The organism is Paenibacillus sp. 7516 (assembly GCF_002272715.1).
Taxonomy (GTDB): domain Bacteria; phylum Bacillota; class Bacilli; order Paenibacillales; family Paenibacillaceae; genus Paenibacillus; species Paenibacillus illinoisensis_A.
This window is the reverse complement of record NZ_NPBI01000008.1, coordinates 38807-50991: the sequence shown is the minus strand read 5'-3', so window position 1 is coordinate 50991 and position 12185 is coordinate 38807. Positions and strand designations below refer to the sequence as shown.

13 protein-coding genes are annotated in these 12185 nt (G+C 48.6%); 12 read left to right on the top strand and 1 reads right to left on the bottom strand.

The features are described from left to right. The first annotated feature begins 75 nt into the window (after positions 1-75). From CHI14_RS08690 to CHI14_RS08680, 3 genes are read left to right on the top strand one after another with little or no spacing between them, the layout of a single operon-like run. Positions 76-1500, top strand: a complete 1425-nt coding sequence (locus tag CHI14_RS08690) for a CapA family protein (RefSeq protein ID WP_095288040.1) — start codon at positions 76-78, stop codon at positions 1498-1500. 34 nt (positions 1501-1534) lie between these two features. Further along, positions 1535-2278 (top strand): glycerophosphodiester phosphodiesterase, encoded by a 744-nt coding sequence (locus CHI14_RS08685; protein WP_095288039.1) that lies wholly within the window; start codon positions 1535-1537, stop codon positions 2276-2278. Between the two features lie 51 nt (positions 2279-2329). Beyond that, the gene (locus tag CHI14_RS08680) at positions 2330-2962 is read left to right on the top strand and encodes a fumarylacetoacetate hydrolase family protein (protein ID WP_095288038.1); all 633 of its coding nucleotides are present in this window, start codon (positions 2330-2332) and stop codon (positions 2960-2962) included. A gap of 110 nt (positions 2963-3072) precedes the next feature. Here CHI14_RS08680 and CHI14_RS08675 read toward each other — a convergent pair whose 3' ends face one another. Next, positions 3073-3480: an SHOCT domain-containing protein gene (locus CHI14_RS08675; protein ID WP_095288037.1), complete on the bottom strand. Its 408-nt coding sequence runs from the start codon at positions 3478-3480 to the stop codon at positions 3073-3075. A 352-nt stretch (positions 3481-3832) separates the two neighbouring features. Between CHI14_RS08675 and CHI14_RS08670 the strand changes: the two genes are divergently transcribed. From CHI14_RS08670 to CHI14_RS08635, 9 genes are all read left to right on the top strand, one after another. Further along, positions 3833-4390 (top strand): MarR family winged helix-turn-helix transcriptional regulator, encoded by a 558-nt coding sequence (locus CHI14_RS08670; RefSeq protein WP_095288036.1) that lies wholly within the window; start codon positions 3833-3835, stop codon positions 4388-4390. A gap of 51 nt (positions 4391-4441) precedes the next feature. Further along, positions 4442-5890: an aryl-sulfate sulfotransferase gene (locus CHI14_RS08665; protein ID WP_095288035.1), complete on the top strand. Its 1449-nt coding sequence runs from the start codon at positions 4442-4444 to the stop codon at positions 5888-5890. Positions 5891-5930: 40 nt separating this feature from the next. Further along, positions 5931-6959 carry an ABC transporter substrate-binding protein gene (locus tag CHI14_RS08660; protein WP_095288034.1) on the top strand — a complete coding sequence of 343 codons (1029 nt, stop codon included), beginning with the start codon at positions 5931-5933 and terminating at the stop codon, positions 6957-6959. A gap of 26 nt (positions 6960-6985) precedes the next feature. Then, complete coding sequence (locus tag CHI14_RS08655) at positions 6986-7762, top strand: ABC transporter ATP-binding protein (RefSeq protein ID WP_095288033.1); 777 nt, start codon at positions 6986-6988, stop codon at positions 7760-7762. Between the two features lie 17 nt (positions 7763-7779). Then, the gene (locus CHI14_RS08650; protein WP_095288032.1) at positions 7780-8553 is read left to right on the top strand and encodes an ABC transporter permease; all 774 of its coding nucleotides are present in this window, start codon (positions 7780-7782) and stop codon (positions 8551-8553) included. Between the two features lie 23 nt (positions 8554-8576). Beyond that, entirely contained in the window at positions 8577-8732 is a 156-nt protein-coding gene (locus tag CHI14_RS29915) for a hypothetical protein (RefSeq protein WP_170948059.1), read from the top strand. 47 nt (positions 8733-8779) lie between these two features. After that, positions 8780-9589, top strand: a complete 810-nt coding sequence (locus tag CHI14_RS08645; RefSeq protein ID WP_095288098.1) for a DUF92 domain-containing protein — start codon at positions 8780-8782, stop codon at positions 9587-9589. Positions 9590-9602: 13 nt separating this feature from the next. After that, a complete protein-coding gene (locus CHI14_RS08640; protein WP_095288031.1) occupies positions 9603-10181 on the top strand; it encodes a TetR/AcrR family transcriptional regulator in 579 nt (192 codons plus the stop codon). A 67-nt stretch (positions 10182-10248) separates the two neighbouring features. Further along, entirely contained in the window at positions 10249-12180 is a 1932-nt protein-coding gene (locus CHI14_RS08635; protein WP_095288030.1) for an ABC-F family ATP-binding cassette domain-containing protein, read from the top strand. Positions 12181-12185: the final 5 nt, after the last annotated feature.

Genomic DNA, 12185 nt, shown 5'->3' with positions numbered 1-12185 from the left:
TGAATTGAATGATGGAAATCCAGGATATGCCTGATATAATGATAAAGGATTGCTGTAGAAGAAGAGGAGCTGCCTATGTATCCCCCAAGATCAAATCGAAGTAATCAAAAGAAAAAAGAAAAACGTGCACGCAGACGTATTATCTGGATGATTAATCTGTTTCTGATTGCTGCAATCGGAGGGGTAGGCATATATTACGCAGCAGAGGTGCAGAAACAGCAAGCGGAGCTGGCGACAAATGAACCTGTAGTGAAAGAACAACAACCTGCGGATCAGGAGGATGCCAAAGGTGGCGATGTGCTGGATTCCCCTGAAGCGGAGTCAGATGCAGAGCCGGATGCAGAACAAGATTCTATGGAAGTAACCAGTCCGGAGTCAGAAACTGCCGAAGATGAGAGCGTTTCATCCGGCGTTGAAACACCGGATTCAGGCAGTAAGGAGTCTGTTAAAGGGTCCGACGAAGGAGCAACAGGGACGGGAACAGCCAAACCATCAAATCCGAAGGACAATGAAAGTTCGGGAGCCCAAACTACGGTTCCGCAGCCTACAGGATCAGGGAAGAACGTCACCATTAATTTTGTTGGTGATATTCAGTTCTCTGGCAAGGTGGCCGAATTGCTGGATAAGAATGGCTACGATTATCCTTATGCCAAGCTCGGCAGCCTGTTCAAGAATGATGATCTGACCGTAGGCAACCTGGAGACACCCGTCACCCTGGGCGGATCAGCTGCTGAGAACAAAACATATGTTTACAAATCTTCGCCAAAAGCATTGGCAGCAATGGCTGCTGCCGGATTTGACGCAGTAAACCTGGCCAACAATCACATTTTGGATCAGGGTGTTGAAGGACTGGTCGACACGCTAACCTACCTTCAGGAATATGGTATTGCGCATACTGGGGCCGGAATGAACAGGGACGAGGCTTATGCGCCTGCCTACCTGGAACGGAAAGGCATCAAGATCGCACTGCTTGGCTTCAGCCGGGTTGTGCCGGAATCGACCTGGAAAGCTGAAGGGAATCGTGCGGGTGTTGCAGAAACCTATGATTCTACAGGGGCGGTAAACGCGATTCAAGAAGCTCGTCAGAAGGCGGACCTTGTGATCGTGGTAGCACATTGGGGAGAAGAGCGAGTCAGTACACCCAATGATGATCAGACCAGGCTGGCACATGAGTTTGTGGATGCTGGGGCTGATCTCGTCATTGGTGGGCATCCTCACGTGCTTCAAGGAGTAGAGTATTATAAGGGCAAGTGGATCGCATATAGCACAGGCAATTTTATTTTTTCGAAATCAACGACGGAAGAAACCTGGAAAACAGCTGTTTTTCAGGCAGAATGCAGCGCGGAAGCGAAGTGCAGTATGAAGGTTATTCCATATGAGGCGGGGCTTGGTCAGGCCATACCAATGTTAGGTGATGCCAATAAGCTGTTATTGGAGCAGATGACTAAGCTCTCACCAGGCATTCGGTTTGATGCGAATGGAGTAGCTTCAACAAGCTGATACAAGAATGAATACATCTAAGGAGTGGGAATACATGAGTAACCTATGTGTAGCACACCGTGGATTTTCTTCCACAGCACCTGAGAATACGATGGCAGCTTTTCAGCTGGCCATGGAGCAGCCTTATGTAACATGGATCGAACTGGACGTTCAATTGTCCCGCGACGGCGTGCCTGTAGTCATCCATGACTTTTCGTTCAACCGGACGACGAATGGAGAAGGGCTTGTACGGGAGACGAACTGGTCTGATATTCAGAAGCTGGATGCAGGGAGCTGGAAGTCCAAGGCATATGCGGGGGAACGCGTACCTGCTCTCAGTGAAGTGTTGGACAGCTGTAAGGGCAAAGTACGTCTAAACATTGAGCTGAAAACACAAGGAGACATGTACCCGAGGTTGCCGGCAGCGGTTATTGAGGAAGTAAGAAAAAGAAATATGCAAGACGAAGTCGTTTTCACTTCCTTTGAACCTGCTGCGCTAACTGAATCCAAAAAAATAGCACCCGAAATCACTACAGGTCTCATCATTGATGCTCGTCCGGGAGATCTATTAGCTAGACTTCGTCAGCTGCAATGTGGGTTCCTGTCAATCGGTTACACCAACGTGGACAAATCACTGATGCGGGAAATGAAGAACGATGGCATTCAGGTCATGGCCTGGACCGTAGACGATAAGATCATTATGAAGCGCCTCGCTGCAATTGATCCTGAGCTCATGCTGTGCACGAATCGTCCGGACGCTTGGAATCAGGCATTGCAAAAGTCGAGCAACCGGGCATAAAGATTAGGGTCCATATTCGCTAATTAATCCAATAAAGGTGGTCGTATTCCGATGCTCTCAACGATTCGTAACGTATACTGTGTAGGACGCAATTATAAACTTCATGCGGAAGAGCTGGGTAACGCGGTTCCGGATGAACCGATGATCTTCATGAAGCCTTCGCATGCGGTTGTACCCATGAACGGAGAGGTGATTGCATTACCTGCTTCCCGTGGGGAAGTTCACTATGAGGCTGAACTGGTCGTTCAAATCGGCCGTAGTTATGAACCAGGGGTTGCTGTAGAGGATTTGATCGGATCGTATGCATTTGGCATTGATTTTACGCTGCGTGATGTACAGTCGGTCATCAAGAAGAAAGGCCACCCGTGGACTGCGGCCAAAGGATTCAAAAATTCCGCACCTGTAAGTGGTTTTCAGGCCTTTTCCGGTACGGAAGCTTTGCTTGAAAAAGACTTTACCCTGACCAAAAATGGTGTTGAAGTGCAGCGAGGCAACATTGGCAACATGATTTTTGACCTTCAACACATTGTTGATTATGTAGGACATCACTATGGTCTTGGCGCAGGCGATATCATCTTCACCGGGACACCGGAGGGTGTGGGACCAACCGTAGAGGGAGATGTGCTTGAGCTCGCCTGGGATGGTCAATCCGTTGGGAAATGTACCATTGCAGCAGCGAAATAATCCTGTAAGTTTCGTATGAATTATAATTATACAGTCATCCATTCAGGGGCGGGAAACCGCTCCTTTTTGACGTGATCATAGAAGATAAATGAACACCCATCTGTACACGCTTAGGCCCACTCATAAGAGGTACGGGCGCTTTCCAGAACAATTTGTTCGATTTCCGCATGTTGTGCCTCATATTGCTCTTGGGTGATACTTCCGCTTGCCAGACGATCATCCAGCTGCTGCCTGAGTTGGTTGACCTGCAAAGCCACGACCTGACTGAAATCTCCGTCATTCTCGTCCGCAATGGTTTTGAGTGATTTGCCTGTGTACAGATCCTGATACAGATCTTCCTCGGAGGAGTGGTTCAGGGCACTCAGCAGCTCATCCTTGTTATCATCTTTGGTATTTATACTTACAATGGACCACTCCGTTAAGGGGATCGGCGAAATGGCTGATTTGCTCCAGGCGGTTCCTGCAAAGGACATGGTTACAATCATCGTACCCACAAACATTACGCGTTTTATATTCATTCTTGTCATCCTCGCTTCTGTATTTAAGTACGAAGTGAATCGTAGCTTAATCTTGTTGTTTTGATCTGAGATTAGTTTAACCGGAGAAGCTGAAGTGAAACTTAAAATGGCATAAATAAATCCTAACAGGCAAAAAAATAAATAACTTTAATTCTTACTTGACAGGTTGGGTTAGTAGGTTATATGATGAACTCAATTATTTTAACACTCATTAAATGAACAGTGAAATAAATTTGAATACGGATGCGAGCTGATTGGACCACCAAAGGCTCCCGGGACTACTCCATATGGAATGTCTTCGGGAGCCTTTTTGCGTACTTGCTAACGTTTCGGTTGGATAGGAGGAAATGAAATGAACGAGAGAGATTGGGATGCGTTGGAGAAAACGGACTGGCTGTTTCGCAAGATGGTCAGACGATTCGTCAAGGAGCGGGATCGCATAACGGTGGAAGGAGTTAGCCTGCCGGGTATGCTTATCCTGCACAAAATCATTCGTGAAGGTGAACAGCGGCTCGGGGACCTGGCCGATCAATTGGACTTTACTTCCGGTGCCATTACTGCACTGACTGACAAGCTGGAGAAAAAGGGATTAACGATCCGCAGACGCAAGGAAGACGATCGCCGTACCGTCCTGCTCGATATAACCGCCAAAGGTAGGGAGATGTATGCCCGAAATAGCAATATCGGTGCCCGATGTATCACGCTTCTGTTTGAGGGATTCACCACTGCGGAACTGGAACAGCAAAGCCAATTGTATGAGCGAGTGATCGCGAATCTGGAAGGATTCTCAGATACACTGCTGGAGCTTGCCGAGAGCAACACGAGAGATGAGACAGATCCGTCTGTGGACAACGACCTTGAACAGAAGCGAAAGGGGAATTCCGGAAAGAACAACTATCTCAGTTATTAATGCTTGAACTGTAGTGAATGAATTTAACAATCCAAGGGAGAGATGAGAACGATGGGACACTCAACAATTTATCCAACGGGAGCAACGCTGTATAATCCGGAAAAGGCTTGGGGTGGTTACACCGTGTACCAGGCAGGTGAAGAAGGCGTTGTCTTAATTGATATGAACGGTAAGGAAGTTCACCTCTGGAAAGGACTGCTCGGATTTCCGGCCAAGATTTTCCCCGGAGGTTATGTGCTGGGAAGCACGGGCAGAAGAGATCCCAAGTTCGGTATTCAGGATAATGTGGACCTGGTGCAGGTGGACTGGGATGGCAACATCGTGTGGAAATACAATAGCTACGAACATATTGAAGATCCGGGATACGAACCATTGTGGTACGCCCGTCAGCACCATGATTTTCAGCGTGAGGGCAATCCGGTAGGGTATTATGCACCTGGGCTTGCTCCGAAAACGCAGGGTGGCAAGACACTGATCTTGGCTCACAAAAATGTAAGCAATCCGCAAATCTCGGATAAACCTTTACTCGATGATGCCATTATTGAAGTGGATTGGGAAGGCAATGTGTTGTGGGAATGGCTTCCGAACGAGCATTTTGAAGAACTGGGCTTTGACGAGGCAGCGCGCAATGTATTGTACCGTGACCCGAACACACGATCATTTGGTCACCTTGGTGGAGGTGTAGGTGATTGGCTGCATATTAACTCGGCTTCCTATGTTGGCCCCAACCGGTTCTATGAAGCGGGAGACGAGCGCTTTAACCCGGATAACATCATATGGGATGCCAGAGAAGCCAACATTATTGCCATTACAGACAGACAGAGCGGCAAGATTGTTTGGAAGCTCGGCCCGGATTATTCCTCTCCTGAAGCGAAGCATATCGGCACCATTATCGGACAGCATCATGCGCATATCATTCCTCAAGGCCTGCCGGGTGAGGGCAATCTGCTGGTGTTTGATAATGGAGGATGGGCAGGTTATGGTCTTCCGAATCCGGCTTCTCCATACGGCTTGAAACATGCTATTCGTGATCATTCGCGCGTGCTTGAGATTGACCCGTTGACACTGGAGATTGTGTGGCAGTATACCTCAGCCGAAGCTGGCTTTTCCGTTCCAACCGATTCGTATAAATTCTACAGCCCATATATCAGTTCAGCCCAGCGCTTGCCTAACGGTAACACGTTGATCACCGAAGGGTCCAATGGCAGATTGCTTGAAGTTACAGCAGAGCACGAGCTGGTGTGGGAGTATATTTCTCCTTATAAAGATGGGCGTAATACCAATATGGTATACCGTTCGTATCGGGTTCCATATCAATGGGTTCCTCAACTGGAGAAGCCGGAAGAGGTGGCGATCGAAGCCATTGATGTATCGGTCTACAGAGTGCCGGGAGCAGCAGCCAAAGGCTCTGACTCGGTAGTGAATGTAGAGACAACACTGCCGTTTGTTGAAGGAGCAGCTTGCGTAGCAACATCGGATGAGGGAAAACAAGGCAGTTAACGGCAGCCAGATGATAAATTGATCGAACGGGGTGCATGTTGTGAAAAAAACAGCCATTTTAAAGGGAGCATTCCTGCTGCTCCTTTCCATAACTTTTATCATCTCCGGATGTTCTTCAAACGGAACGGTATCCGAAGCGAAGGGCGGCTCCGAAGGTAGTGCCGCCAAGGTAAAGATCCGCATAGCGGATACGAGCACAAACCCGACGTTCAGGGTAGCCATTGCCAAAGGGTTCTTTGAAAGCCAAGGCATTGATGCAGAGAGTATCACGTTTGGTTCTCCGGCAGAAGGAGTGAATGCACTGTTTATCAAACAGGTCGACATTGCCTACGGTGCTGACTTCCCGGTGTTGAACGCTCTGGCCAAAGGGGATTATTCGATCATCGCTTCTGCGGGTCAGACAACGGATGAAGCAGCAGCTGCATGGAAGCTGTATGCCAAGGATGAGATTCAGACGGGTGCAGACTTGAAGGGCAAGAGCGTAAGCTTTATTCGCGGAACATTCATTCCTTATCTGTGGGATGAGTATTTGAAGGATCAGGGGCTTGCGCTTGCTGATGTGAAGCAGATTGGGCAAGGGGCCTTCGATGAGTCCTATATTGCTTTGAAGCAAGGGGAACTGGATGCCACTTGGGTTATCGGATCTGCATTAACTGACAAGTTCGATACGCTCGAAGGGGTGCACCAGCTGACAGATATGTCCCAGACTCCGGTAAGGCTTGGCATGGGACTGGTCGCAAGCAATGAGTTCATTGAGGCTAATCCGGACACGATAAAGGGTTTTCTTGTAGCCCTAGACGAAGCTTCGACATATGCCCAAGCTCATCCTGAGGAGGTAGCGGATCTAATGTACAAGGAGACAAAACAACCCAAGGAAGCAACATTGAAGGATCTTCCCATCAATCCGTGGATCGTTGGATTTACCCAGGAAGCTTATGATAGTTTGGCGGGACAGAAGCAATACATGGTGGATAACGGAATCATTGAGCACGATTTTGATCTCAAAGGCAAGTTAAACCTGGAACTTCTGAAACAGGCATTGCCGGATAAAGTAACTTATACCGAGTAACCCAAAAACGTACTGGAGGGGTCCTTATGTCATTACCCGCAGATCGTCACACGATTCATATTGAACAGCTTCGCAAAACCTATAATGCTCCAACCCATGGAGAAGTGCATTACATTATCAAGGATGTTGATCTGGTGATCAAGGGCGGCGAATTCTTCGTTCTGCTTGGTCCCAGCGGCTGCGGAAAATCAACGTTACTTAATATGATCGCGGGTTTTATCTCCAAGTCGGGCGGGCAGCTTAAAGTGAATAACAAGGAGATTGACAGACCCGGAAGGGATCGTGCGATGGTGTTCCAACAGGCAGATTCCTCACTCTTTCCGTGGCTTACCGTAAGGGAAAATGTTGAGTTTGGGCTTCGGATGTCCAAGGTGCCCAAGTCTGAACGCCGTACGATTTCGGACCGATACATTCAGCTCGTGGGGTTGGGAGGACATGAAGGGAAGTATCCGAAGGAGCTGTCTGGAGGCATGAAGCAGCGGGTACAACTGGCGCGGGTGCTTGCCAATGACTCGGCGATTCTGCTCATGGATGAACCTTTCGGTGCGCTGGATGCCATGACTCGAAGAGTCATGCAGAAGGAACTGGTGAATATCTGGAGGGAAACACATAAGACGGTTATTTTTGTCACCCATGACATCCAGGAGGCTCTATTGCTCGGTGAACGGATCGGAATCATGTCAGTGGGGCCTTCGTCGAATATAACGGATATTTACCATAACGTTCAGTCTTATCCGAGAAATATTGCTTCGGCTGAATTCAATAGCCTGTACGATCAGATTCAAAGCCATTTTGAAGAATAACTGAGGTGATCTGGACCATGAAATGGTTGGAGAAAAAGTGGGTGTCTGTACCGATATTATGGGTTACAGTCATTCTGATATGGCAGCTTGGTGCATTGCTCTACGGGCCGGACGTGATTCCTGGTCCATGGGATACTGTGCAGGGTGCTCGCGAATTAATTGCGGATGGCACACTCATGCAGTATATCGGGATTAGTTTCACACGTGTACTGGCTGGATGGGTGCTGGGAAGTGTCATTGCCATTCCGGTAGGGCTGCTTATTGGCAAGGTTCACATCATCCGTCTGTTTGCCGAACCCTTTCTTAATTTTATTCGATTTATCCCGCCAATTGCTTTCATTACATTGTTCCTGGTCTGGTTCGGCATTGGGGAACAGTCCAAGATTGCACTGATCATGTATGCGACATTTTTCATTGTTGTACTGAATACACTGACGGGTGTCCTGTCCATTGAAGAGGATAAGATTCGTTCAGCCCGCAGTATGGGTGCGAATGAGTGGCAGATTTTGCTGCATGTGGTTGTCCCTGCTACGACCCCATACATTTTCACAGGTATTCGATTGGCGATGGGAACTTCCTATATGGCCATTATCGGTGCAGAGATGATTGCTTCTAATGAAGGCGTAGGTTATCTGATCTGGAATTCACGGCTGTTTTTCCGGACGGACTGGATTTTTGTTGGTCTAATTTCATTGGGATTCATGGGTTTTCTCACGGATCGTTTGTTCAACTGGTTTGGTCGCCGTGTGTTGTATCGGTATGGCGTCATCGGCGGGGTCAAGCGAGGCTGACACTGTACGGAGCGGACGACGAGATGTTTGTTGCAAAAGGGCAGTTTTTGATCGATTATATTTCATCCAGCAGACCTGGTTCGCAGCTTTCTAAGCTGCCGAATCAGGTTTTTGTAATGCCTGCAACGGGAGTTTCGGCATTGGGCTCAAACCGTGGTATAATTGAATTTCAAAAATAACATAAACGTCATGTGGACCATAGATGCTGCCACATGCAGGAGAGATTATGGACTGGATTATCGGCGCCGTATGCGCTTTTATTGTGGCGGGTGCAGCCTACGCGAAGAAGTCGCTAACCCTGTCCGGCTGCTTGGCAGCTGTGTTGATGGGAACGATCTATTACGGGGCAGGCAACCTGTTTTGGTTTGGCACACTGCTGTTGTTTTTCATAACTTCAACCTTGTTGTCCAAGTATCGGAAGGAACGCAAGCAGGAGCTGGAGAAATCGTATGCCAAGACAGGCAATCGGGATGCAGGGCAAGTGTTTGCCAACGGCGGGATGGGCATGCTTCTATGTTTGGGATACTGGATTTATCCACACCCAGCCTGGATCTATGCTTTCATTGGTGTAATGGCAACTGTAACCTCCGATACCTGGGCTACCGAACTCGGCAGCCTGAGCCGCAAGCCGCCACGTTCCGTGGTGAGTTGGAGGGTGCTGACCCCGGGCGCTTCCGGTGGTGTGTCGTTACTTGGGACAACAGCGGCGGCAATAGGCGGAGCTTTAATTGGGGCAGGGGCATTTTTCTTTTCTTGGATCGCAGACTTTGAAACGCTCGGATTTCTGAGCTGGACGTGTGTTGGTCTTGTAGGTGGACTGGCTGGAGCATTTGCCGATTCCTACCTTGGAGCAACAGTTCAGTTGATGTATCGCTGTACTGAATGCGGCCGTGAAGTTGAGGTCAGTGAACACTGTGGCCACAAGACCGTTCGCGCACGAGGCTGGACATGGATGAGCAACGATCTGGTCAACGTGCTGAGTTCGGTGATCGGAGGATGTGTGGCTATCGGTTTGGGTATTATTTTGGCGCTGTAGGGAGGGAGTGCAAGTGAGCACTGTGCAGGGAGACAAGTCGGAGGCTATTTTGGATGCGGCTTATGGTATTTTTGGATCAAAAGGATTTTATGAGACGAAAATGTCCGATATTGCTGAGGAAGCTGGCATTGCAAAAGGCACCATTTATTTATATTTCAAAAGCAAAGAACAACTATTCGTCGCCGTTTCCAAGCGGGACTGTAACAGTTTTATCAGCAGGCTTGATTATGCCTTGAAATCTCAGGAGAATACAGGGGAGAAGCTTGGCGCAATCGCCAAGACACACCTGACTTATTATTACGAGCGGCGCAATCATACGAAGCTGTTTTTTATGGCACCTAATAACGATCCGGATCTAATGAAATTCATGAAGGCCTTTATGAATGAGTATATGAGCATGGTGTGTGAGGTGCTGAAAAGTGCAAGTGTACCTGAACCTGTGCTTTTGGCAGAAGCCTATATCGGGATTTTGGATCGATTGAAGATGGATATTATGCTGAATCCGGAGTTCAATGAGGAAGATCTGAATAAACGGATTGCTTTTGCAGCGGCACTATTTCTGGACGGTTGTCGTTCTTTTTTACAAGTGTAAGTATCATCATGAGCATGGAATCAAGAGACTCTTGAATCTCAATTTACAGAGAAGTGGGTAACGAGCAATGAACATAATGACGGTAGAGCAAATTTCAAAAAGCTATGGCGAAAAAATATTGTTCAAGGACGCTTCGTTTGGCATGGGCGACCAGGATAAGATCGGCGTCGTTGGCGTAAACGGAACGGGAAAGTCCACGTTTCTGCGTGTAATTGCAGGCATGGAACCGGCTGATGAAGGACAGATTGCCATCGGGAATGATGTCCGCATTCAGTTTCTGGCACAAAATCCCGATTTTAACCCTGACAATACCGTACTGCAGCAAGTATTCGAGGGCGATAGCCCAGAGATGAAAACAGTGCGTGAATACACGGAGACGATGGAACTGTTGGAATTGAATCCATCCGATCCTGCCTTGCAAGAGCGGTTATTACGTCTAAATCAACAGATGGAGCAGCTTCAGACCTGGCAGATGGAAAGTGAAGCCAAAAGCATTCTGTCCAAACTGGGTATTCGTCAATTTGACGCGCTAATGGGAACATTGTCCGGAGGACAACGCAAGAGGGTGGCTCTAGCGTCTGCGCTGATTCACCCCTGTGAGCTTCTTATTCTGGATGAGCCGACGAACCATATCGATAATGATTCCGTTGTTTGGCTGGAGCAATGTCTGCAAAAACGTCGCGGTGCACTCCTCATGATTACGCATGATCGCTACTTCCTGGATCGTGTGGCGAATGTGATGCTGGAGCTGGACCACGGGCGTTTATTCCGTTATGAAGCAAACTACACCCGCTTCCTTGAGCTCAAGGCAGAGCGGGAAGAACGCGAATCAGCCTCGGAGCAAAAACGGCAAAACCTGCTCCGTACAGAGCTTGCCTGGATCCGTCGCGGGGCCAAGGCGCGGACCACGAAACAAAAAGCAAGGATTGACCGTTTCGAACAGTTAAAGGATCAACAGGGGCCGAATCGCTCTGGCTCATTGGAAGTTTCGGTAGGCTCTACTCGTTTGGGCAAAAAGATTCTGGAGATTGAGCACTTATCCAAATCCGCAGGTGGTCGCAAACTAATTGAGGACCTGAACTATATCGCCGTGCCTGGTGACCGGGTAGGTATCGTGGGTCCGAATGGCAGTGGTAAATCGACTCTGCTGCAGCTGATCTCGGGTAAATTGGAACCGGATGCTGGAGAAGTCGTTCTCGGTCCAACGGTTAATCTGGGCTATTTCACGCAAGAGCATCAGGAGATGAACGAATCTCTGCGTGTCATTGAATATATCAAGGAAGTGGCCGAGAATGTGCGGACGGCGGATGGATCCCTGATCACGGCAGCACAGATGCTGGAGCGGTTTCTCTTTACTCCTGCGTCGCAGTGGACGCCAATATCCCGTCTGTCAGGTGGGGAGAAGCGTCGTCTATATCTGCTGCGTATATTGATGGCTGCGCCCAATGTATTGCTGCTGGATGAGCCAACGAACGATCTGGATATTCAGACGCTGGCGGTACTCGAAGATTACCTGGATGACTTCCCGGGTGTTGTTTTCGTTGTCTCCCATGATCGCTATTTCCTGGACCGTACAGTGGATAAAGTGCTGTCCTTCGAGGGCAATGGAGCCATCCGGGTACATGTTGGCGACTATAGTGAGTATGCCGAATGGATGCTGAAGAATGCACCGGGAGCTTCTCAGGTGGGCGATACTGCCTCAGCAGAGAAAAAAGCAAAAACAGATGAGGTTAAGCCTGCTGCAACTACGGCCAAGCCGAAGCTGAAATTCAGCTTCAAGGAACAACGGGAGTATGATCAGATCGACGAGAATATTGAGAAAGCGGAGGCTAACCTTGCGCGGATCAACACGGCGATGGAGGAATCCTTCAGCGATTCAGCCCGTTTGCAGGAACTCATGGCAGAGCAGGCTGAAGCAGAGCGTCATTTGGAAGAACTGATGGAACGCTGGACGTTCCTGAATGAGCTTGCAGAGCAGATTGAGAAAAGCAAATCCTAATCGAA